The organism is Streptomyces sp. NPDC088157, from assembly GCF_044741545.1.
GTDB lineage: Bacteria > Actinomycetota > Actinomycetes > Streptomycetales > Streptomycetaceae > Streptomyces.
The window spans coordinates 266678-287771 of the sequence record NZ_JBIUSU010000005.1; the positions used below are offsets into that span (position 1 = coordinate 266678).

The 21094-nt window shown below is 71.1% G+C and carries 20 protein-coding genes; 8 read left to right on the forward strand and 12 right to left on the reverse strand.

Annotated features, from left to right (window positions below; all coding sequences use genetic code 11):
* Window positions 1-102: 102 nt before the first annotated feature.
* From ACIPFH_RS21285 to ACIPFH_RS21295, 3 genes are read left to right on the forward strand one after another with little or no spacing between them, the layout of a single operon-like run.
* Window positions 103-804 (forward strand): GntR family transcriptional regulator, encoded by a 702-nt coding sequence (locus tag ACIPFH_RS21285; RefSeq protein WP_401828411.1) that lies wholly within the window; start codon window positions 103-105, stop codon window positions 802-804.
* Window positions 801-3275 (forward strand): glycosyltransferase, encoded by a 2475-nt coding sequence (locus ACIPFH_RS21290; protein WP_401828413.1) that lies wholly within the window; start codon window positions 801-803, stop codon window positions 3273-3275. Before ACIPFH_RS21285 ends, ACIPFH_RS21290 begins: the two co-directional genes overlap by 4 nt.
* A 59-nt stretch (window positions 3276-3334) precedes the next feature.
* On the forward strand, window positions 3335-3985 hold the full coding sequence (locus ACIPFH_RS21295) for a hypothetical protein (RefSeq protein WP_359120119.1): 651 nt from the start codon (window positions 3335-3337) through the stop codon (window positions 3983-3985).
* A gap of 62 nt (window positions 3986-4047) precedes the next feature.
* Here ACIPFH_RS21295 and ACIPFH_RS21300 read toward each other — a convergent pair whose 3' ends face one another.
* The 6 genes from ACIPFH_RS21300 to ACIPFH_RS21325 form a co-directional block, all read right to left on the reverse strand.
* Window positions 4048-4341, reverse strand: coding sequence for a hypothetical protein (locus tag ACIPFH_RS21300; protein WP_356248640.1), 294 nt, complete (start codon window positions 4339-4341; stop codon window positions 4048-4050).
* A gap of 138 nt (window positions 4342-4479) precedes the next feature.
* Window positions 4480-4893, reverse strand: coding sequence for a hypothetical protein (locus ACIPFH_RS21305; protein ID WP_401828416.1), 414 nt, complete (start codon window positions 4891-4893; stop codon window positions 4480-4482).
* A complete protein-coding gene (locus ACIPFH_RS21310) occupies window positions 4890-5165 on the reverse strand; it encodes a hypothetical protein (protein ID WP_401828418.1) in 276 nt (91 codons plus the stop codon). Before ACIPFH_RS21310 ends, ACIPFH_RS21305 begins: the two co-directional genes overlap by 4 nt.
* Window positions 5146-5313, reverse strand: a complete 168-nt coding sequence (locus ACIPFH_RS21315; RefSeq protein WP_401828420.1) for a hypothetical protein — start codon at window positions 5311-5313, stop codon at window positions 5146-5148. Before ACIPFH_RS21315 ends, ACIPFH_RS21310 begins: the two co-directional genes overlap by 20 nt.
* Before the next feature lie 111 nt (window positions 5314-5424).
* Window positions 5425-7254: a bifunctional metallophosphatase/5'-nucleotidase gene (locus tag ACIPFH_RS21320; RefSeq protein ID WP_401828422.1), complete on the reverse strand. Its 1830-nt coding sequence runs from the start codon at window positions 7252-7254 to the stop codon at window positions 5425-5427.
* Between the two features lie 169 nt (window positions 7255-7423).
* Window positions 7424-8707 carry an adenylosuccinate synthase gene (locus ACIPFH_RS21325; RefSeq protein WP_401828424.1) on the reverse strand — a complete coding sequence of 428 codons (1284 nt, stop codon included), beginning with the start codon at window positions 8705-8707 and terminating at the stop codon, window positions 7424-7426.
* 206 nt (window positions 8708-8913) lie between these two features.
* Between ACIPFH_RS21325 and ACIPFH_RS21330 the strand changes: the two genes are divergently transcribed.
* On the forward strand, window positions 8914-9786 hold the full coding sequence (locus ACIPFH_RS21330) for a diacylglycerol kinase (RefSeq protein WP_401828426.1): 873 nt from the start codon (window positions 8914-8916) through the stop codon (window positions 9784-9786).
* Window positions 9787-9929: 143 nt separating this feature from the next.
* Here ACIPFH_RS21330 and eutC read toward each other — a convergent pair whose 3' ends face one another.
* Together eutC and ACIPFH_RS21340 are read right to left on the reverse strand one after the other, a co-directional pair.
* The gene (gene eutC, locus ACIPFH_RS21335) at window positions 9930-10697 is read right to left on the reverse strand and encodes an ethanolamine ammonia-lyase subunit EutC (protein ID WP_401828428.1); all 768 of its coding nucleotides are present in this window, start codon (window positions 10695-10697) and stop codon (window positions 9930-9932) included.
* Window positions 10694-12148: an ethanolamine ammonia-lyase subunit EutB gene (locus ACIPFH_RS21340; protein WP_401828430.1), complete on the reverse strand. Its 1455-nt coding sequence runs from the start codon at window positions 12146-12148 to the stop codon at window positions 10694-10696. Before ACIPFH_RS21340 ends, eutC begins: the two co-directional genes overlap by 4 nt.
* 150 nt (window positions 12149-12298) lie before the next feature.
* On the opposite strand from ACIPFH_RS21340, the gene ACIPFH_RS21345 reads away from it, so the two are divergent.
* Complete coding sequence (locus ACIPFH_RS21345; RefSeq protein WP_401828432.1) at window positions 12299-13819, forward strand: APC family permease; 1521 nt, start codon at window positions 12299-12301, stop codon at window positions 13817-13819.
* 12 nt (window positions 13820-13831) lie between these two features.
* On the opposite strand, the gene ACIPFH_RS21350 is transcribed toward ACIPFH_RS21345, so the two are convergent.
* On the reverse strand, window positions 13832-14335 hold the full coding sequence (locus tag ACIPFH_RS21350) for a GbsR/MarR family transcriptional regulator (protein ID WP_401828434.1): 504 nt from the start codon (window positions 14333-14335) through the stop codon (window positions 13832-13834).
* A 73-nt stretch (window positions 14336-14408) separates the two neighbouring features.
* On the opposite strand from ACIPFH_RS21350, the gene ACIPFH_RS21355 reads away from it, so the two are divergent.
* The 3 genes from ACIPFH_RS21355 to ACIPFH_RS21365 all read left to right on the forward strand — a co-directional run bounded on the left by ACIPFH_RS21355 (window position 14409) and on the right by ACIPFH_RS21365 (window position 17310).
* Window positions 14409-15299, forward strand: coding sequence for an ATP-binding cassette domain-containing protein (locus ACIPFH_RS21355; protein ID WP_401828436.1), 891 nt, complete (start codon window positions 14409-14411; stop codon window positions 15297-15299).
* Window positions 15296-16864 carry an ABC transporter permease gene (locus ACIPFH_RS21360; RefSeq protein ID WP_401828438.1) on the forward strand — a complete coding sequence of 523 codons (1569 nt, stop codon included), beginning with the start codon at window positions 15296-15298 and terminating at the stop codon, window positions 16862-16864. The genes ACIPFH_RS21355 and ACIPFH_RS21360 overlap by 4 nt, the downstream gene beginning before the upstream one ends.
* 221 nt (window positions 16865-17085) lie before the next feature.
* Window positions 17086-17310: a hypothetical protein gene (locus ACIPFH_RS21365; RefSeq protein ID WP_401828439.1), complete on the forward strand. Its 225-nt coding sequence runs from the start codon at window positions 17086-17088 to the stop codon at window positions 17308-17310.
* Here ACIPFH_RS21365 and ACIPFH_RS21370 read toward each other — a convergent pair.
* The 3 genes from ACIPFH_RS21370 to ACIPFH_RS21380 all read right to left on the reverse strand — a co-directional run bounded on the left by ACIPFH_RS21370 (window position 17294) and on the right by ACIPFH_RS21380 (window position 21074).
* Window positions 17294-18511: a cytochrome P450 gene (locus ACIPFH_RS21370; protein WP_401828440.1), complete on the reverse strand. Its 1218-nt coding sequence runs from the start codon at window positions 18509-18511 to the stop codon at window positions 17294-17296. The two genes, ACIPFH_RS21365 and ACIPFH_RS21370, sit on opposite strands and share 17 nt — an antisense overlap.
* 551 nt (window positions 18512-19062) lie before the next feature.
* Window positions 19063-19728 carry a response regulator gene (locus tag ACIPFH_RS21375; RefSeq protein WP_401828442.1) on the reverse strand — a complete coding sequence of 222 codons (666 nt, stop codon included), beginning with the start codon at window positions 19726-19728 and terminating at the stop codon, window positions 19063-19065.
* Complete coding sequence (locus tag ACIPFH_RS21380; protein WP_401828444.1) at window positions 19725-21074, reverse strand: histidine kinase; 1350 nt, start codon at window positions 21072-21074, stop codon at window positions 19725-19727. Before ACIPFH_RS21380 ends, ACIPFH_RS21375 begins: the two co-directional genes overlap by 4 nt.
* Between the last annotated feature and the right edge of the window lie 20 nt (window positions 21075-21094).

Sequence of the window (21094 nt, forward strand, 5' to 3'; positions counted from 1 at the left end):
GCGCATAGGGCCGGATTTCGTCGAACGCGTAAGGTGGCGTGCTCGTACATAACGACGAGCACGCCGCTTTTCACCGCCCCCGACGATGGAGACGCCCCGACCATGCCCGGCAGCACCGGCAACGGAGCCGTGACGCGCAGCACCCTGCGACAGCAGATCGCCGACGCGCTTCGCGACGAGGTGCTGGGAGGACGGCTCAAACCGGGCCAGGAGTTCACGGTCAAGGAGATCGCCGACCAGTACGGCGTCTCCGCGACCCCCGTCCGCGAGGCCCTCGTCGACCTCTCCGCGCAGGGGCTCCTGGAGGCCGACCAGCACCGGGGCTTCCGGGTCCACGAGTACTCCGTCAAGGACTTCCGGGGCATGATCGAGGCGCGCAGCCTGATCATCGAGGGGATGTTCCTCGCCCTCGACGAGGGCCGTCAGCGCCATCTGAACTACGACGACCCGCGGACCGCGGCCGCCATCGCCGGGGTGCGCCGCCGCGGCGAGGAGGCACAGCGGGCCGCGTCCGCCGGTGACCTCACCGTCCTCATCGGCTACGACCTGCGCTTCTGGCGCGAGCTGAGCGCCCTGTTCGGCAACCCCTATCTCACCGACTTCCTGCACCGGCTGCGGTTGCAGTCCTGGGTGTGCACGGTGCAGCACGTGCGCGTGCTGACCGATCTGCGCGGCCATCTGTGGTCCGGCCACACCGAACTGGTCGATGCCCTGTACGACCGCGACACCGCCACCGCCCGGGCGATGCTCGCCGCGTACAACGACGACTCCATCGCCCTGGTCGAGCGACTGGCGGCGGGATGAGCAGGGCGGACGCCCCCAGCCCACCCGGCACCGCGCAGCGCACCCCGCCCGTCGAGCTCTCCGTCGTCATCCCCGCCTACAACGAGGAGCGGCGGCTCGGCCCCACCCTGGACGCCGTCGCCCGCCACCTCGACGCGGGCGGGAGCCACTGGCGCACCTGGGAGATCCTGGTCGCCGACGACGGTTCCACCGACGCCACCCGCGAACTCGTCACCGTCCGCCGTGACCCCCGGGTGAGGCTCGTCATCGGTTCCGGCACCGGCAACCGGGGCAAGGGCCATGCCCTGCGCCACGGCGTGGCCGCCAGCCGGGGCCGCCAGGTGCTGGTCATGGACGCCGATCTCGCCACTCCCGTCGAGGAGCTGGAGCGCCTGGAGAAGGCGCTCGCCGACGGACACGCGGCGGCGATCGGCTCGCGGGCCGTCCCCGGCGCGACCCTCGGGGCCCGCCAGCACCGCATACGCGAGCTCCTCGGCACGGCGGGCAACCTCCTCATACGCCGGACCACTCTGCGGGGAACGCGCGACACCCAGTGCGGGTTCAAGCTGTTCGACGGCGAGAGGGCCCGCACCGCCTTCGCCGCCTCCCGCCTCAACGGCTGGGCCATCGACGTGGAGGTGCTGCGGCACTTCCAGCGCGTCGGCTGGCCGGTCGCCGAGGTGCCCGTGCACTGGTCGCACCAGCCCGGCTCGAAGGTCCGCCCCGCGGACTACCTCCGGTTCCTGCGCGACCTGGTCCGCCTCCGGACGCCGACGCCGAGACCGGCGGACGTCGTCGCCGTCCTCCTGTTCCTCGCGATGGCGGCGGCCCTCTACTCCGGCCGCCTCCTCGACCCGGCCCACCGCTATCTCACCGACTCCCTCCAGGACCAGAACCAGTGGGAGTGGTTCTTCGCGGTGACCGCCGACAACGTCGCTCACCTGCGCAATCCCCTGTTCACCGACCTCCAGGGCTTCCCGGACGGCGTGAACCTGATGGCCAACACCACGATGCTGGGCCTGTCCGTCCCGCTGACGCCCGTCACCCTGCTGCTCGGCCCGGCCGTCACACTCAGCCTGGTGATGACCCTGGGCCTGGCCGCCACCGCCGCCGCCTGGTACCGGCTGATCGTGAAACGGCTGGTCGGGCAGCGTGCGGCCGCCTTCGCCGGAGCCGCGCTCGCCGCGTTCGCACCGCCCATGATCAGCCACGCCAACGCCCACCCGAACTTCGTCGTGCTGTTCATGATCCCGGCGATCATCGACCGGGCGCTGCGGCTCGCGACCGGTGAGCGGGTCACCCGGGACGCGGTCGTCCTCGGCCTGATGGCCGCCTACCAGTTCTTCCTCGGCGAGGAGCCCCTGCTGCTCGCCGCGATGGGCATGGCGCTGTTCGCCGTCGCCTACGGCGCCGTACGCCCCGACGTGGCGCGCCAGGCCGTACGCCCTCTGCTGAACGGTCTGGCGGTCGCCGCCGCCGTCTGCCTGCCGCTCGTCCTCTACCCGCTGGCCTGGCAGTTCTCCGGCCCGCAGAGCTACACCGGCATCGACCACGGCACCGCGCCCGGCGTCGCCAACTCCGTCCGGGCGCTGCTCTCCTTCGCCGAGCGCTCCCTGATCGCGGGCGACGCCCACCGCGCCGACGCCCTCTCCCTCAACCCGACCGAACAGAACGCCTTCTACGGCTGGCCGCTGGTCCTGCTCGCGTTCGCGATCACGGTGGGGCTGTGGCAGCGGCCCGCGGTCAAGGCGCTGGCCTGCACGGCGGCGACCGCGGCGGTGCTGTCCCTCGGCCCGCGTATCCCGCTGCCGCTCACCGGCACCACCGTCCCCGGCCCCTGGGCGGTGCTGGCCGGCCTCCCGCTCTTCGAGTCGGTCGTCGAGAGCCGGGTCGCGCTGGTCTGCGCCCCGCCGCTGGGCATGCTGCTCGCCCTGGCGATCGACCGCCTGGCACAGGCCCGTCGGCTGGGCACCCAGTACGCCGGGCTGCTGGCGGTCTGCCTCGCCCTGCTCCCCCTCGTCCCCGCCCCGCTGAGGTCCGAGCCGCGCGCCGAGGTGCCCGCCTTCTTCACCGACGGCACCTGGAGGACGTACGCCCGGGGCGACGAGACCCTGGTCCCGGTGCCGCTCGCCGAACCCGAGGACGCCGAGGCGCTGCACTGGCAGACGGCGGCCGGCCTCGGCTTCCGGATGCCCGGCGGCTACTTCAACGGCCCCTACGGCGACGGCGACCGCACCGGCGTCTACGGCGTCCCGCTGCGCTTCACGGCGAGCCTGCTGCGGGACGTGCGGTACACGGGCGTGGTCCCGGTGATCGACGCCCGCGCCCGGGCCGAGACCCGCGAGGACCTCGCGCACTGGCGGGCGGGCGCGCTGGTGCTGGCCCCACAGCCGCACGCGGACCGGCTGCGTGAGACGGTGGACAAGCTGGTGGGCCGACCGGGTAGGCGGGTGGCCGGAGTGTGGGTATGGGACCTGCACGAGGGGAGCTGACGCGTGCCGCACCGACTAGTCTTCCCTGACCGGTCAACGTACTGAGTGAGGAGCTCTCTTTGGCCTGTGACCTGTGGCTGGTGCCGCTCGTCGACGTGTTGTGCCACACCCCCGACAATCCCTTCGCCGACGAACTCGCCCAGTACAACAAGGTGCTGGCCGAGGCGGGACTCCCGCCGGTGCCGGTGTACCAGTACATGCCGGGGCTGTCCGGCGAGGTCGCCCCGGTGGCCGGCTTCGACTACGACGCCCTGCACTTCCTGCGCCGCGCCTACCTCCTCCAGGTGTGCGGGCTGCCGGTGACACCGGTGGACGAACTGGGCGGCGACTACGAGCAGCTCCTGGAGATGTTCGAGGCGACGGCCAAGCAGTCGCACCTGGTCTGGCACTACGACCACGCGGGCGCGTACGTCCCCGTCGACTTCCCGCAGCCGCTCTCCAACGACGAACTCCTCGCGGGCGGCGGCCCGTTGGGTTCCGCACAGTCCCTGCTGCGGGAACTGGAGTTCGTGGCCCCGTCCATCGGCATCGATCCGGCCAATCCGCCGTCGGCTCCGCAACCGCCCGCCGGTCCCACGGAGTTGGAGGAGCCCGCCGTTCCGGCGCCGTACGATCCCAGCCCCTTCGCGCGCGAGCGGCACGTCTGGCTGGGGCTGCACGCGGCGGCGACGCGGAGCCTGGCGCAGGGGTCGATGATCGTGTTCAGCTGAGCCGATCGCCGAGCTGGTCCTCTCTGGCACCGGGCTGTGCCGGTGCTCAGCTCGGCGGGCGGTCACCGGCCGAGCTGCGAGAGGCCCTTCTGCACGTCCTCCCTGTTCATCACCGGGGTGTAGGTGATCTCGGCTCCGAGGTTGAGGAAGAACGGCTCGCTGAGCACGGGCATCTGCGAGCTGTCCTGCATGTCGAAGACCAGGTAGGCGGTGCGCTTGCCATGGTCGGAGGTGAAGTAGGCCGCTTCGGGCTTCATCTGCTCCATGGACTCCTCGATCAACTTCCCGAGCGTCCCGGCACGGATGGCTTCGTTCGCCTTCTCGGTGTCCATGGACGCCTTCAGCATCATGCGCATCGCAGTCACCTTCTTCTGGTCGACACACACGGATGTCCCTTCCAGGATATGCCGGTATACGGCATTTCTCCCTGGTTGCATCCGCGAGGCCGAGGGGGAAGGCGTCCGCCCGAGGTTCCGGGCGGACGCCTTCCTGACTCACCGCCGGTGCGGGAGCCTGATCGTGCGCACGAGGGGCATCTCCGCGTAAAGATCAGGATCGGCGGTCAGGACATGCCGTCCGTACGGCCAGTCGACCGTAGGCCGGGACAGGTGAACGGCATGCCCGAGCCGCCACTCCACGCCGTCGCGCAGCAACGCGCCCACGGTGGACGCGCCCGCGAAGTCCAGCTCGACGATCTCGACGGCTGGCAGGGCGCCGACGTGCTCCGCGAGCCCCTTGCGCATCCCGTCGGCAGCGGCCAGACAGAGTGCCGGTACGTACACGTGGCGGGTCGGCCGGTGCTCGGTGTTCGCCACGAACTGCGAGGCGAGCGAGTTCCCCGAGCCCAGCGCCAGCAGCGCCGACTCGTCGAAGACGACGCCGGTCGAACCTGCCCTCGCGCCGCTCACAGGCTGTCCACCGGCCGGCCGGCCTCCAGGTCCCGCCAGAGCTTCTCCGCCCTGTCGTGATCCTCGTCCGTGAGCGTCACCCCGAAGTGCGTCTCGCAGTACGCCTTGGTCTCCTCGTACCGCTTGCGCAGCTCCTCCCGCGTCGGCGTGGCTCCGGCCAGTTCGGCGATCAGGTCACGCATGGTCATGCCGCGCTCGCGGGCGAGCACCATGAGGCGGTCACGGACAGCGGGGTCGACCTTGACGGTGGTGTCAGCCGCGCTGCTCGGCAAGGGTCCGGATCGTCGCGCGGGCGCCGTTCGGAAGGCTGAGGAGGTACGTCAGTACGCCCACCGCGCACCAGGAGAGACCCCGGTCGCGGAGAAGGGCGTTGGAGAAGACGGAGAACGCGCGCGTGGGCGTCGTACGATGAATGCGCATCCCGAGTGTGTTCCTCGGGGTGTCGAGCCCCCGGGTGTTGGCGCACCGCGGGGGCGTTCAATGCCGTGACTCTAGAGGCACGTTTAACTCCGGGGAGTGAACCGCCACCCGTCAGAAGACCGACGTCCCGGACTGCGTCAGCTTCCAGTTGGTGACCGCGAAGTCGGCCGGGTCCAAAGCCCCCTTGGACGTGACGTAGTCGATCATCAGCTGGCGGATCTCGTTGGTGGAGCTGTAGGCGATGTCGGCCGCGGCGATGTGCGGGTAGCCGCTGCCGCCGTTGGCACGGTAGTTGTTGACGGCGACGACGAAGACCTGATCGTCGGCGACCGGGGCCCCGCCGTGGCTGAGGTTCTTGATCCGCGACCCCTCCGCCTGCGCGATGTCGATGTCGTACGAGACGCCCGCCGCCGTGTCGTACATGTAGTCCCAGAAGCTGTTGGCGTTGGTGAGGGTCGCGGTGTCGGCCGCCGTGCCCGCCGGCACCTGGTGGTAGTACTTCGCCGCGTACTCCAGGTAGTCCCTGAGCTGGGCGCCGGTGAGCTTCTTGCCGTAGAGGGTGTTGTCGTAGATGTAGAGCCCGGCGATGTCGCGGATGGTGACGTCGCCGGCCGGGATGTCGGCCGTGCGGCTGAAGGGCGCGGCGACGGAGATGAGGGGCAGCGCGGCGTCGGCGGCCGACAGTCCCGCGGCCACCGTCCTCATCTGGACCTCGTGGATGAAGTCCATGATGGGGACGTCCTTCCAGCAGGACTCCGCCGCCGAGAGGTCCTGCGTACAGGTGCCCACGGCCGTGTTGACGTACTTCACGACGAGGTCGTGGTCGGCCTTGAGGAGCTCGGTGATCTCCGGGTCCTCGTCGACGGTGTTGGGGTTGAGGGTCTGGGCCTTCTTGCCGGTGACCTTCCAGCGCCCGTGGTGGAGTTCGAGCTCGAAGTCGAAGACGGTCAGGCGATAGCCCCAGCAGTACGGCTCGGAGAGCAGGACGTCCTCGCCGGTCTCCGCGTTCTCCACGGTGTACGACGGCACCTCGACGTGGGTGTGGCCGACGAGGATCGCGTCGATGCCGGGGACCTGCTCGGCGACGAGGTTGGAGGCGTTCTCGACGTACGGGAGCGCGTCGCCGTAGGACGTGGACCCGTCGAGTCCGGAGTGGTCGGTGAGGAAGACGACGTCACAGCCCAGCGCGCGCAGCCTCGGCACGTACTTCTTCGCCTGCTCCACCAGCCCCGGGAACACCATCCGGCCGCTGACGTTGTCCTTGTCCCACAAGGCGATGCCGGGGTTGGTGAGGCCCAGGATGCCGACCTTGATGTCGGGGGCGCCGGGGACGCGGACCTTCTTCACGGTGTACGGGGGAAAGGCGGGCCTGAGGGTCTTCGCGTCCAGCGCGTTCGCGCCGAGCAGCGGGAAGTGACACTGCTGCTCGAACTTCCGCAGCACCTCGATGCCGTAGTTGAACTCGTGGTTGCCGAGGGCGGCGGCGTCGTAGCGCATGTGGTTCATGGCGACGGCCATGGGGTGCTTGGGCCCCTTCCCGCCCTGGGTCCCGGTGATCGGGTCGACGCGCGCGAAGTAGTAGGCGAGCGAGGTGCCCTGGATGATGTCGCCGGCGTCGACCAGCAGCACCCGGTGTTCGCCCTTCGCCGCCCGCTGCTGCTTGACGAGCGTGGCGACCCGGGCGACGCCGACCGAGTTGCCCTTGCCGTCCTTGTAGGCGGCGTCGGTGTAGTAGTCCCAGTCGAAGACGTGACTGTGCAGGTCGGTGGTGCCCAGGATGGAGAACGACCAGGTGCGGGGCGTCTTCTCGGGTGCGTGACCGGGGTGTCCGGCGGCGGCCTCGGCGGTACCGGAACCGGCCGCCCCCGCGACGGCCACGGCCGCTCCGGTCACGGCCGACTTCTGCACGAACTCACGGCGGTTCATGGGGTTGACGGGCATTCGGGGCTCCTGGAACTGGTGAGGAAGGAGGGGCAACTACCCGCGTAGATGCTTGCTTCCGCCAGTTACGGGCGTAACCGCGAACAGGCCATGGGCCGGTCAAGGATGTCCAAGACCGGCCCAAGCCGACGTGCCGCCGGACGACGTCGTCAGGTCGCCTGCGGCTGTCCTACAGGAACGAGTTGATCTCGATCGTCTCGTCCCGGCCCGGACCCACGCCGATCGCGGAGATCGGGGCGCCGGACATGTCCTCCAGCGCCTTGACGTACGCCTGGGCGTTCTTCGGCAGGTCGGAGAAGGACTTCGCCTTGGTGATGTCCTCGGACCAGCCGGGGAGCGTCTCGTAGATCGGCTTCGCGTGGTGGAAGTCGCTCTGCGAGTACGGGAGTTCCTCGACGCGCTTGCCGTCGATCTCGTACGCCACGCAGACCGGGATCTGCTCCCAGCCGGTCAGGACGTCGAGCTTGGTCAGGAAGAAGTCCGTCAGGCCGTTCACGCGGGTCGCGTAGCGGGCGATGACCGCGTCGAACCAGCCGCAGCGGCGGTCACGGCCCGTCGTCACGCCCCGCTCGCCGCCGATGCGGCGCAGCGCCTCGCCGTCCTCGTCGAAGAGTTCGGTCGGGAAGGGGCCCGAGCCGACGCGGGTCGTGTAGGCCTTCAGGATGCCGATGACCCGGCTGATCTTCGTCGGGCCCACGCCCGCACCCGTGCAGGCGCCGCCCGCGGTCGGGTTCGACGAGGTGACGAAGGGGTACGTGCCGTGGTCGATGTCGAGGAGCGTGCCCTGACCGCCCTCGAAGAGGACGACCTTGTTCGCCTCGAGGGCCTGGTTGAGGAGCAGGACCGTGTCGGTGACGTACGGAGCGAGCTTCTCCGCGTAGCCCAGCAGTTCCTCGACGACCTGGTCGACGGCGATCGCGCGGCGGTTGTACAGCTTGGTCAGCAGCTGGTTCTTGCCGTCGAGCGCCGCCTCGACCTTCTGGGTGAGGATCGACTCGTCGTACAGGTCCTGGACCCGGATGCCGACCCGGTTGATCTTGTCGGCGTATGTCGGGCCGATGCCCCGGCCGGTCGTGCCGATCTTGCGCTTTCCGAGGAAGCGTTCCGTCACCTTGTCGACAGTGACGTTGTAGGGGGTGATGATGTGCGCGTTGCCGCTGATCAGCAGCTTCGACGTGTCGACGCCGCGCTCGTTCAGACCGCTCAGCTCGGAGAGCAGGACCGACGGGTCGACAACGACACCGTTACCGATGACCGGCGTACAGCCGGGTGACAGAATTCCCGAAGGGAGCAGGTGGAGTGCGTACTTCTGGTCGCCCACGACGACCGTGTGGCCGGCGTTGTTGCCGCCCTGGTAGCGCACTACGTAATCCACCGAGCCACCGAGAAGGTCGGTGGCCTTTCCCTTGCCTTCGTCACCCCACTGAGCACCGAGCAGCACAAGTGCGGGCACGCGCGTACACCCCTTCCGGGTGGGGCATGTCCAAGGCCAGGGGCGTACGCGGTGGCTCTTTCCACCGCGTGCACCGCGTGCACGACGACCACCGTCGGTCGCCGCTTGCCGGACCCGGATGCCCCGGAATAGACCAAGCCCCTGGCGCAATAGCGCAAGGGGCTCTTGCACAAAGATGCTACCCGAGGAAGCGAGGCAGGACCGAGGTGGCGACTTTCGCGACGTCCGATCAGCTGCTGGTGATCATCGATCCGGTCGCCCTGCGCACGGACGGGGAGTCCGTACGAATCGCGAAAGACGTGCTCAGCGCGGGTGCGGCGAGTACGAAGGTGTGTCTCCCCGAGGACCCGGAGGAGTTCGCCCGGGCCCTCGCCAGGCGGGGCTCGCGGCGGCCGGTGATCATCGGCGACGACCGCGCGCTGATGCGGGCGGTGGGTCTGCTGCACCGGCAGCGGGCCCTGGCCGAAACCGTGCTGTCGGTGGTGCCGGTGGGTGCGGCCCTGGGCGTCTCGCACGCCTTGGGGGTGCCCACGGGGGCCGTGGCGGCGGCCCGGGCCGTCCTGGACGGCGTGGAGCGGCGTCTGGACGTGCTGGTGGACGACAGCGACGGGGTGGTGCTGGGCGCGCTGCGGATCCCGCCGGTGCCGCTCGCTTCGCAGTCGGAGCCGAGCGTGGCGGAGGCCGGGCTCTCACAGGGCGGTGGCCACCCCTGGCTGCGGACGTACCAGTCCCTCTTCCGGACGCTGGTGCCGTCGCGGCCGTCCCGGCTCTCCCCCGACCTCGTCCCGCCCGGCCCTGCCCGGCTGCGGATCGAGGTGGACGGCGTGATGCTGGTCGACCTCGACCAGCCGGTGGAGGCGGTGTCGGTGACCCCGGGTCCCTCCGGCACGGCGGTCGTGGAGGTCCGGCCGCTGTCCCTGGGCGCGGTGGCGGTGCCCCTGGAGGCACAGGGGCGGACGGTGACCGTCTCGGGCGCGGACTTCCGCTACCGGGCGGACGCGATGGTCGCGGGGCCGGTACGGCGACGCACGTGGACGGTGCGGGAGGGGGCGCTGGGACTGATGCTGCCGGGGCGGTGAGTCAGGCCTGCCCGTCCTCCTTCGGGGCCCCGAAGGAGGTGGTGTCGAGAATGCGGTCGAACGGGGCGGGAATCGCGAGCCTCTCGCCGAACGGCATGGTGCAGCATGATGCGCCCTCCCTCCGCCACGAGACCAGCCGCCACTCAGAGTGGCTGCTCGACTACAGACCCGTCGCCCGATTCGTCCTTCAGGGCCACTCCCGACCGCCCCAGCTCCCGCGCCCCGGCCAGCAGCGCGACCAGCTTCGTCGCCGCCGTCTCGTAGGCGAGGCCCAGCGGGGGGCGGATGTTGGACAGGCAGTTGCGGTCGGCGTCCGTGGTGACTCCCGGCACGGGCCGGTGGGTCAGGTACGCGCCCAGGGAGTCCGCCGCCGACATGCCGGGGCGTTCGCCGACGAGGAGGACCACGGCCGTGGCGCCCATGGCGTGCGCGACGTCGTCGCCGAGGGCCACCCGGGCCTGTTCGGCGAGGACGACGGGCGCCACCCGGGTGCCGGACGGCAGCCGCGCGGTCGTCGCCCGGATCATCGCCGCCGCGTGCTCGTGCACCGCCCGGCTGGAGAGCCCGTCGGCGACCACGAAGACGACGTCCCACCCGCCCGTGGGCAGATGGGCCCGGTCGACGGGGTTCAGCCGGCGGCCCAGGTCGGGGCGCTGGAGGTAGGTGAGACGGTCGGGGGCGGCGCTGCGGACCCGGATCACCGGCGTGCCGGTCAGCCGCGTCGCCACCGCGTCCGGGTCGAACGGCGAGTGCACCGCGTCCCGGGCGGCGGCGTGCGCCGCCTGGAGCTCCAGGCGGTGCCGGGTGGGCAGGGCGGAACCGGCCCGGCCCAGGCCGATACGGGCCTGGGTGCGCAGACGCAGGGACGCCCACAGCTCGCCCTGGCCGTCGGTGATCTGGTTGAGGGTCATGCCGCGAGCTCCCGTCCGGTGGCGCGTCCGGTGGTCCTGCTGATGGCGGTCCCGGTGGTGGCGGTCCCGGTGGTGGCGATCTCCGTCAGCGGGTGGGCCGTTCCGGACAGCTCCCGGATGCCGCCGCGTGGGTCCAGCAGCCCGATCGAATCCAGCCATGCCTCGAACTCCGGCGCCGGGCGCAGCCCCAGCACCTCCCGCAGGTACAACGCGTCGTGGTACGAGGCCGACTGGTAGTTGAGCATGATGTCGTCGCCGCCCGGGGTGCAGATGACGAAGGAGGCCCCGGCGACGCCGAGCATCGTCAGCATCGTGGCGATGTCGTCGTCATCGGCGTCGGCGTGGTTGGTGTAGCAGATGTCCAGGCCCATGGGCAGACCGAGCAGCTTGCCGCAGAAGTGGTCCTCCAGGGCGGCGCGCAGGATCTGCCGGCCGTCGTAGAGGTACTCCGGGCCGATGAAGCCGACGACCGTGTTCACCAGCAGCGGGTCGTAGCGGCGGGCGACCGCGTACGCCCGCGCCTCGACCGTCTGCTGGTCGACCCCGTGGTGCGCGCCGGCGGAGAGGGCGCTGCCCTGCCCGGTCTCGAAGTACATGACGTTGCGGCCGACCGTCCCCCGGTCCAGCGCCAGCGCCGCCTCGTGCGCCTCGCCGAGCAGGCCGAGGGTGACCCCGAAGGAGGCGTTCGCGGCCTGGGTCCCCGCGACGGACTGGAAGACGAGGTCGACGGGGGCGCCCTGCTCCATCAGGTCCACGCTGGTGGTGACATGGCACAGCACGCAGGACTGGGTGGGGATCGCGTACCGGCCGATCACCCCGTCCAGCAGTTCCAGCAGGTCCCGTACGGCCTTCGGGCTGTCGGTGGCCGGGTTGACGCCGATCACCGCGTCGCCGGAGCCCAGCAGCAGGCCGTCGAGGAGAGCCGCCGCGACGCCCGCCGGGTCGTCGGTCGGATGGTTGGGCTGGAGCCGGGTGGCCAGTCGGCCCGGCAGCCCGATCGTCGAGCGGAACGCGGTCACCACCCGTACCTTCCGGGCCACCGCCACCAGATCCGCGTTCCCCATGAGCTTGGAGACGGCGGCCGCCATCTCCGGGGTGAGCCCAGGGGCCAGCGCGGCCAGCGTCACCGCGTCCGCCGCCTCCGACAGCAGCCACTCCCGCAGCTCCCCGACCGTCATCGACGCCACCGGCGCGAAGGCGGCCGGGTCGTGGGTGTCGAGGATGAGCCGGGTGACGTCGTCGTCCTCGTAGGGGATGAGGGGCCGGGTCAGGAAGTCGGTCAGCGGCACCTCCGCCAGCGCCCAGCGGGCCGCGACCCGCTGCCGGGCGTCCTGCGCCGCGAGGCCGGCCAGGCGGTCGCCGGAACGTTCGGGGCTCGCTGCGGCGAGCAGCCGGGCGAGCGAGTCGAAGCGGTACCGCTCGCCGCCGAGGGTGGAGGTGTAGGCGCTCATGGCGGCGACCGTACGAGCCGCGTGTTGCCGCCAGATTTCTAAAGGTCTGGTTGACAAGCATTTAACGTACCGACACCCTTGACCGACTCATTCGGGCTACAGAGTTCCGGTCCAGCACACCAGCGGACGACCAGGAGAGGGGCCACCCCGATGGCAGTGGACGAGGGCGTCGCCTCAGCGGCGGACGCAGCGGCGAAAACAGACGGAGAAGGCACCGTTCACCGGCTCAAGCCCAACGCCATCGGCCTGCTCGGGGTGGTCTTCATGGCCGTCGCGACGGCCGCGCCGATCACCGCGATGACCGGCAACGTGCCCTTCATGGTGTCGGCCGGCAACGGCACCGGAGCCCCGGCGAGCTACCTCGTCGCAATGGTCGTCCTGGGAATCTTTTCCGTCGGCTTCACGTCGATGGCGAAGCACATCACCTCGACGGGCGCCTTCTACGGCTTCATCTCCTACGGCCTCGGCCGTACGGTCGGACTCGCCTCGGGACTGCTCGCGACCTTCGCCTACGTCGTGTTCGAGCCGGCTCTGATCGGCATCTTCTCCACCTTCGCCACCACGACACTCAAGGACCAGACGGGCCTCGACATCCCCTGGTGGGCGTTCGCGGTGCTGATGCTCGCCGTCAACGCGACGGGCACCTGGTTCGGCGTCTCGGTCGCCGAGAAACTGCTCGTCGTCCTGCTCGCCACCGAGGTCACGATCCTCGCGGCGATGGCGATCTCGGTCGCCTTCCACGGCGGCGGCCCGGACGGCTTCAGCATCGACCCGGTCAACCCGGTCAACGCCTTCAAGGGGACCAGCGCGGGCCTCGGGCTCTTCTTCGCCTTCTGGTCCTGGGTCGGCTTCGAGTCGACGGCGATGTACGGCGAGGAGTCCCGCAACCCCAAGAAGATCATCCCCAAGGCCACGATGATCTCCGTGCTGGGCGTCGGCGTCTTCTACGTGTTCGTCTCCTGGATGGCCATCACGGGTACCGGAGAGTCGTCGGCCGTGAAGGTCGCCACCGACAACCCGCTCGGCCTGTTCTTCGGTCCCACCGAGCGGTACGTCGGGCACTGGGCCGTCGACGTCATGCAGTGGCTGATGATCACCGGTTCACTGGCCTGCGGCATGGCCTTCCACAACTGCGCCGCCCGCTACATGTACGCCCTGGGCCGCGAGGGCGTCCTGCCCTCGCTCAAGAACACCGTCGGCCGCACCCACGCCAGGCACGGTTCCCCGCACATCGCGGGCCTCGTCCAGACCGTCGTCTCGGCCGTCCTCATCGGCGCGTTCTGGGCGGCGGGCAAGGACCCCTACACCGGTACGTACGTGCTGCTCGCGATCCTCGGCACGATGGCGATCCTGGTGGTGCAGGCGGTGTGCTCGTTCGCCGTGCTGGTCTACTTCCGCTCCCACCACCCCGAGAGCCGGCACTGGTTCCGGACGTTCACCGCCCCGCTCGTCGGCGGGGTCGCGATGCTCGCCGTGGTCGCGCTGCTGGTGTCCAACATGGGGGTCGCGGCAGGGCCGGAGTCCGGTTCGCTGGTGCTGAAGGCGACACCCTGGCTGGTCGTGCTGATCGCGGCGGGCGGCGTGGGCTACGCGCAGTACCTGAAGAGGCGCTCGCCCGACCGGTACCTGCTGCTGGGCCGCACGGTGCTGGAGGAGACCAAGGAGCGCTGAGACGCGGGGAGTTCAGGCCCCGAAGAGCCTCTCGCGCTCGACCCGCCACCGCTCCATCATGGCCGAGACCTCGCCGTCGACGAACTCGAAGAAGGCGAGCGTCTCGGCCATACGGCGTCCCGCCGGGGTGTGATCGCCGAGGCTGCCGACCCCCTCGCGCAGCGCGCCCTCCCACCGCTTGAGCACGGCCTCGCGGTTCGTGAGGGCCTCGTACCACTGGTTGCTGTGCACCCGGTAGCGCTCGCGCCGCGAACCGGGCTCGCGCTCCCGCGAGACCATGTGCTGCTGGGCCAGGTAGCGCACCGCTCCGGACACGGCCGCGGGGCTGATCCGCAGCTGGTCGCCCAGCTCGGCGGAGGTCATGGCGCCCTCGTCCGAGGAGAGGAGCGCGGCGAAGACCCGGGCCGGCATCCGCTGCATCCCGGCCTCGACGAGCTGGGCCGCGAAGGACTCGACGAACCTCGACACGGCCTCGGCGTCCCGGCCGCCACCGGCTGCTTCCCGCTCGACCTCCATGGCCTCATCCTAACGTTGGTTCACCGACTTCCTTAACTTCACAAATTTCTGAAAGAAGCGTACGTTCTGAAGCATGACGAAGGCCATCACGGTGTCCGGACTGCACAAGTCCTTCGGCCGCGCCCACGCCCTCGACGGCCTCGACCTGGAGGTAGAGACCGGTGAGGTGCACGGTTTCCTCGGCCCCAACGGCGCCGGCAAGTCCACCACCCTCCGCGTCCTGCTCGGCCTGCTGCGCGCCGACTCGGGCGCCGCGCGGATCCTCGGCCGCGACCCGTGGAGGGACGCGGTCGAGGCACACCGCCGCATCGCGTACGTCCCGGGCGACGTGACCCTGTGGCGCGACCTCTCCGGCGGCGAGGTCATCGACCTGTACGGCAGGCTGCGCGGCGGTCTGGACGCGGCCCGCCGGGCCGACCTGATCGACCGCTTCGAACTCGACCCCACCAACAAGGGCCGTACGTACTCCAAGGGCAACCGCCAGAAGGTCGCCCTGGTGGCCGCGTTCGCCTCGGACGTCGACCTGCTCATCCTGGACGAGCCGACCTCGGGCCTGGACCCCCTGATGGAGGAGGTCTTCCGGCGCTGCGTGCGGGAGGAACGGGACCGCGGCCGGACGGTCCTGCTGTCCTCCCACATCCTCAGCGAGGTCGAGGAGTTGTGCGACCGCGTCAGCATCATCCGCAAGGGCCGCACGGTGGAGACGGGCTCGCTGGCCGACCTGCGCCACCTGACGAGGACGAGCGTGACGGCCGAACTCGCCCACTCCCCCAACGGGTTGGCCCACCTGCCGGGCGTGCACGACCTCGACGTCCAGGGACGCCGGGTGAGGCTGCAGGTCGACACCGACAAACTCGACGCCGTGCTGCGGTCGTTGACCGACTCGGGCGTCCGGTCGCTGACGTCGACACCACCGACGTTGGAGGAACTGTTCCTGCGCCACTACCAGGAGACGCGGCCATGACCACGTTCGCGGGCACCGCCCCGCTCCTGCGCTTCGCGCTGCGCCGCGACCGGGTGCTGATCCCCGTCTGGGTGGCGGTGAACACCCTGATGGTCCTCTCCATGCCGAACACGCTCAAGAGCCTCTACGGCACCCCTGCCGACCGCGCCGACCTGCTGCGGCAGCTGGAGACCAACTCCTCCCTGCGAGCCCTGATCGGCCCGGTCTTCGACGACTCGCTCGGCGCGCTCACGGCCTGGCGGGTCGGCGTGTACGCGGCGGCGCTCGCCGCCGTGACGAGCCTCCTGATCGTCGTCCGGCACACCCGTGACGAGGAGGAGAGCGGCCGTCAGGAGCTGATCGCGTCGGGCATGGTCGGCCGCCGTGCCTCCCTCACGGCGGCACTGCTGGCGGCCGGCGTCGCCAACGCCGTACTGGCCCTGCTCGTGACGGCCGGCCTGGCGGGCCGGGGAGCGCCGGGAGCGCTCGCGTTCGGGCTCGGTCTGGCAGGGGTGGGCATGCTGTTCGCCACGACGGCCGCGATCGTCGCGCAGCTCACGGAGAGCGCGAGGCTGACCCGTGGGCTCACGGCGGCGGTGCTGGGCGCGGCCTTCGTCCTGCGGGCGGCGGGCGACGCGTCGACGGACGGGGGCTCGTCACCGCTGACCTGGCTGTCCCCGCTCGGCTGGCTGGAGAACCTGCGGGCGTTCGCGGACGAGCGGTGGTGGGTGCTCCTGCTGATCGCGGCGGCGGTCCTGACGCAGGGCGCGCTGGCGTACAGGCTGGCCGGGCGCCGGGACGTGGGCATGAGCTTCCTCCCCACCCGGCCGGGACCGGCGACAGGCCGCCCAGGTACGGCTTCCGCCCTGGCCTGGCGGCTGCAGCGGGGCAGCGTGCTGGGCTGGAGCGTCGGGTTCTTCCTCGCCGGGGTCGTCTACGGCGGGCTGACGGACGGCGTGGCCGACCTGGTCGGCGACAACGACAAGGCCCGGCAGATCTTCGAGCGGATGGGCGGCCGGTCGGGTCTGACGGACGCGTTCCTCGCCTCGATGATCGGCATGCTGGGCCTGATCGCGGCACTGTACGTCGTCGCGTCCGTACTCCGGCTGCACGGCGAGGAGACCTCGGGCCGAGCGGAACCCGTCCTGGCGAACGCCGTGGGCCGACTGCGCTGGGCGGCCGGTCATCTCCTGATCGCCTTCGGCGGCTCGGCCCTGATCATGCTCCTTGCCGGACTCGGCTTCGCGGCGGGTCACGGCAAGGAGGCCCTCCCGATCCTGGGCGCCTGCCTGGTGCAGCTTCCGGCGGTCTGGGTGGTCGGCGGTCTGGCGGTCCTGCTGTACGGAACGGCCCCCCGCCTGGCGCCGGCCGCGTGGGGCGTGGCGGGCGCGATCCTGCTCATCGGCTGGATCGGCCCGGCGCTGGACGCTCCGCAGGCGGTCCTGGACCTCTCCCCCTTCGGCCATCTGCCGAAGCTGCCCGGCGGGCACATGGAGTGGGGCCCGGTGCTGCTGCTCCTGGCCACGGCGTCGGCCCTGGTGGCCGCAGGGCTGGCAGGCCTACGACGGCGGGACCTGACGACCTAGGCGTTACTACGACCTGGGCGTACGGAGACATCGGCGTACGACGACCTGGGCGTACGGAGACATCGGCGTACGACGACCTGGATGCCACGCCTACCAGGATGCACGCCGGCATGGGTGTACGACGACCTGGGTGGTGCGCGAGGGTCCTCGGCCGGGGTTCCCCGGACGAGGAGTCCTCGGCCGGGGTTCCCCACGGCGGCCCGCGCGCGTCCCTCGCATACATGGGACAACGTACGCAGGCCGCCGTCGGCTGCCTCGCCATGGCGCTCGGCTGGGGGGCGGGACTGGCCGTGTGGGCCGTCGGCGTCCGCGCCCGCCTCTGGCGCTTCGAGCAGAGCCCCGACTGGAGCGTCCTCTACGCGGAGCTACCGATGGCCCTGCTGGGCGGGACGGCCGGGGGCCTGGCCCTGTGGGCCGGGCTCAGCCGCCTCAGCAGGTCACGCTGAGCCCCTCCAGTCCCCGGATCACGAAGTTCGGCTTCCGCCGGGGTTCCGCCGCCAGGGTCAGGGCCGGGGCCTTCTCCAGCAGTGCCGTCATCGAGGCGGCCAGCTCGATACGGGCCAGCGGGGCGCCGATGCAGTAGTGGATGCCCGCGCTGAAGGAGATGTGCGGGTTGTCCGTGCGGGTCAGGTCGAGCCGGTCCGGGTCGGCGAAGACGGCCGGATCGTGGTTCGCCGCCCCGAAGAGCATGGCGATCTCGGCACCCCGGGGCACGACGGTCCCGTCGATCTCGATCTCGTCGAGCACCCACCGCTCGAAGAGCTGGAGCGGAGTGTCGTACCGCATCAGTTCCTCGACGGCGGAGGGCACGAGCGAGTGGTCGGCACGCAGCGCGGTCAGCTGCTCCGGGTTGCGGAAGAGCGCCCACCACCCGTTGACCGTGGCGTTCACGGTCGCCTCGTGCCCCGCGTTGAGCAGCAGCACGGCGGTCGAGATCATCTCCTGCTCGGTGAGCCGGTCGCCCTCGTCGTGGGCGGCGATGAGACCGGAGATGAGATCGTCGCCGGGCTCCTTGCGCCGAGCGGCGATGAGCTCCCGCAGATACTCGGAGAACTCGACCGAGGCCCGCACGGCCCGCGCCGCCGTCTCCTGCGACGGGCTGAGCTCGTACATCCCGCAGATGTCCGCCGACCACGGCCGCAGGGGCGCCCGGTCCGACTCCGGAATGCCGAGCATCTCCGCGATCACGGCGACGGGCAGCGGCTCGGCGACATCGCTCAGCAGATCGCCTCCGCCGGCCACCACCAGCCGGTCCACCAGTTCGCCGGCCAGCCGCCGCACATACGGCTTCAGCTGCTCCACCGTGCGCGGGGTGAACGCCTTCGACACCAGCCGCCGGATCCGGGTGTGGTCGGGCGGCTCCAGGTCGAGCATCCCGTGATCGTTGAGCGTGTGGAACGGCTCCTGCTCGGCCGGGGGCGCCGTCCGCCCGAAGTCCTCGTGCGTGAACCGGTGCTGGTACGTCCGCCCCAGCCGCCGCTCCCGCAGCAGCGCCGAGACATCCGCGTGCCGGGGCACCAGCCACTGGTCGGTCGGCTCGTAGTAGATCACCCGCCCCCGCTCCCGCAGCTCGGCGTACGCCGGGTACGGGTCCGACACGAACGCGGGATCCCAGGGATCGAAGGAGAGCTCGTCAACTGCTGCCATGAACGGACGCTAGCCGGTGAACGAGCTGCTGACCAGGGGGGTCTTGGCGGGGTGAGGGCTGGACGGGTGCTGGGCGGGACGGGTGCTGGGCGGGGTGAGGGCTGGACGGGTGCTGGGCGGGATGAGGGCTGGGCGGGGTGAGGGCTGGACGGGGGGGGTCAGGACGGAGTGCCGGGCTTGGTGCGGTGGGGGGCCTGGCGGCGTGAGGCCCAGGCGCGGGGGGCCTGGGCTCGGGAAGCCTTGGCGCAGGAAGCCTTGGCGTCGGGGTCCACGGCGCAGGCGAGGCTGGGCGCAGGGCTTCTCGGCGCAGGGGCCCGGGCGCGGCATGGGGCTGGGGGCGGTGGGGCCCAGGCGCGGGAAGACCAGGCGCGGGACGCCTTGGCGCGGGAGACCTTGGCGTCGGGGTCCACGGCGCAGGCGAGGCTGGGCGCACGGCCTTTCGGCGCAGGGGCCCGGGCGCGGCATGGGGCTGGGGGCGGTGGGGGGATCCGTCGGGGGAGCGCCACGCTGGGGTGTGGACCACCGTGCCGCCGTGGGATCCGGGGCCCGCCCTAGCCCGGGGTCACCAACCTCGCCTCGTACGCGAACACCGCCGCCTGGGTGCGGTCCCGCAGGCCCAGCTTGACCAGAATCCTGCTCACGTGGGTCTTGATGGTCGACTCCGCCACCACCAGCCGGCCGGCTATCTCCAGGTTCGACAAACCCTGGGCGATCAGGACCAGTACCTCCGTCTCCCGTTCGGTCAGTTCCCCGTAGGCCGCCTGCGCGGTCAGGGACAGTCGCGGGGTGTCGGACAGCTTCGAGAACTCCGTGATCAGGCGCTTGGTGACGGACGGGGCCAGCAGGGCCTCGCCCGCCGCCACCACCCGTACCCCGTCGGCCAGCCGGCGGGCCGACGCGTCCTTCAGCAGGAAGCCCGAGGCGCCCGCGCGCAGCGCCTGGTAGACGTATTCGTCCAGGTCGAAGGTCGTCAGCACCAGGACCTTCGCCGCGCCGTCCGCCGCCACGATCTCCCGCGTCGCCTCGATGCCGTTCAGCTCGGGCATACGGATGTCCATGAGGACCACGTCCGGGGCCAGTTCGCGGACCCGGTCGACCGCCTCTCGGCCGTTGATCGCCTCGCCCACGACCTCGATGTCCGGCATCGCGTTCAGCAGGACCGAGAAGCCCTCGCGCACCATCATCTGGTCGTCGGCGATCAGTACTCGGATCGTCATGTTCCACTCTCACTCGCGGCGGGCACCGGCAGGAACACCGTCACCTCGTAGCCGCCCGCCGGCGTCGGTTCCGCCGTCATCTCGCCGTTCAGCATGCTCACCCTTTCCCGCATTCCCGTGATGCCGTGACCGGCGCCGGGCGAGGGCTTGATCAGGGACGGGTTCGGCGGTGCGCCGTTGACTATCCGCAGCCCCAGGCCGCCCAGCACGTAACCGATCTCCACGCGGGCGCCCGCGCCGGGAGCGTGGCGCAATGTGTTGCTCAGTGCCTCCTGCACTATCCGGTACGCCGACAGCTCCACGCCCTGCGGCAGCTCGCGCACCGCGCCGGTCACCGTCTTCTCCACGTCCAGGCCCGTCTCCCGCACGTTGGTGAGGAGCCCGTCGAGTTCGGCGAGCGTGGGCTGTGGGGCGTCGGGGACCTCGTAGTCCTCGGCGCGGACCACGCCCAGGACCCGGCGCAGCTCCGTGAGAGCCGCCACCGCGTTCTCCCGGATGGTGGCGAAGGCGTTCTCCAGCTCCGGCGGAGGGTTCTCCACCCGGTAGGGGGCGGCCTCGGCCTGGATGGCGACCACCGACATGTGGTGGGCGACGACGTCGTGCAGTTCTCGGGCGATCGTGGTGCGCTCCTCCAGCAGTGTGCGGCGGGAGCGCTCGTGCGCGGTCACCGACTGCTGGGCCGTCACCTCCTCCTCGGCCTGCCGGCGGATGTGCCAGACGGTGACGGCGAGGAGGATGATCGCGGAGAAGACCAGCATGGGGGCGACGTTCGTGAGGTCGTGGCCCCAGCTGAAGAAGGTCTCGGCGACGAAGCCGTAGGCCGCCGTCAGCATCCACATCCAGGCCGTCGTGCGCGGGCGGGTGCGTATCGCCACGACCGTCAGGACGATCAGGTGGGCGGCGAAGCTGCCCGGCAGCCAGGGCCACTCGCCGTACGTCGTGCCGATGACGGCCACGATGGTCGTCGCCGCTATCGACAGCCAGAAAGCGCCGACCGGCCGCACCAGCGTCAGCAGCACCGGGGCCAGAGCGAGGAAACCGGTCAGGAGACCCACGCCGCCGCCCGAGTCGTCGCCCCAGGCGATGAACATGGCCAGGGCGCCGGCCGCCCCGACCATCGCGTGCCGGGACCAGGCGGCGTACTCCCGCTTGCGGCCCTTCAGGCCGCGCGTGAGGCGGCCGGGTTCCTTGCGGGGAAGCGGGCGGTAGGCGAAGGCGTCGTGGAAGAGGTCCTCCCGCAGGCCGCGCAGGGCTTCCGCGGCCGCCCGGACCTCCGGACTGCGCGGCCGGTAGGACTCGTCCGGGTCGTCCGGGTGCGCGGTGTGCGTCTGCGTCGTATCGGTCACGTTCAAAACGGTATGCGGAG

What these genes read in the sequence shown, in the direction of transcription:
- ACIPFH_RS21345 (WP_401828432.1), top strand. Translation starts at nt 12,299, where the DNA reads ATGGCAGTGGACGAGGGCGTCGCCTCAGCGGCGGACGCAGCGGCGAAA.
- ACIPFH_RS21340 (WP_401828430.1), bottom strand. Translation starts at nt 12,148, where the DNA reads ATGAGCGCCTACACCTCCACCCTCGGCGGCGAGCGGTACCGCTTCGAC.
- ACIPFH_RS21315 (WP_401828420.1), bottom strand. Translation starts at nt 5,313, where the DNA reads ATGCGCATTCATCGTACGACGCCCACGCGCGCGTTCTCCGTCTTCTCC.
- ACIPFH_RS21290 (WP_401828413.1), top strand. Translation starts at nt 801, where the DNA reads ATGAGCAGGGCGGACGCCCCCAGCCCACCCGGCACCGCGCAGCGCACC.
- ACIPFH_RS21350 (WP_401828434.1), bottom strand. Translation starts at nt 14,335, where the DNA reads ATGGAGGTCGAGCGGGAAGCAGCCGGTGGCGGCCGGGACGCCGAGGCC.
- ACIPFH_RS21300 (WP_356248640.1), bottom strand. Translation starts at nt 4,341, where the DNA reads ATGCGCATGATGCTGAAGGCGTCCATGGACACCGAGAAGGCGAACGAA.
- eutC (WP_401828428.1), bottom strand. Translation starts at nt 10,697, where the DNA reads ATGACCCTCAACCAGATCACCGACGGCCAGGGCGAGCTGTGGGCGTCC.
- ACIPFH_RS21375 (WP_401828442.1), bottom strand. Translation starts at nt 19,728, where the DNA reads ATGACGATCCGAGTACTGATCGCCGACGACCAGATGATGGTGCGCGAG.
- ACIPFH_RS21355 (WP_401828436.1), top strand. Translation starts at nt 14,409, where the DNA reads ATGACGAAGGCCATCACGGTGTCCGGACTGCACAAGTCCTTCGGCCGC.
- ACIPFH_RS21320 (WP_401828422.1), bottom strand. Translation starts at nt 7,254, where the DNA reads ATGCCCGTCAACCCCATGAACCGCCGTGAGTTCGTGCAGAAGTCGGCC.
- ACIPFH_RS21370 (WP_401828440.1), bottom strand. Translation starts at nt 18,511, where the DNA reads ATGGCAGCAGTTGACGAGCTCTCCTTCGATCCCTGGGATCCCGCGTTC.
- ACIPFH_RS21285 (WP_401828411.1), top strand. Translation starts at nt 103, where the DNA reads ATGCCCGGCAGCACCGGCAACGGAGCCGTGACGCGCAGCACCCTGCGA.
- ACIPFH_RS21365 (WP_401828439.1), top strand. Translation starts at nt 17,086, where the DNA reads ATGGGACAACGTACGCAGGCCGCCGTCGGCTGCCTCGCCATGGCGCTC.
- ACIPFH_RS21360 (WP_401828438.1), top strand. Translation starts at nt 15,296, where the DNA reads ATGACCACGTTCGCGGGCACCGCCCCGCTCCTGCGCTTCGCGCTGCGC.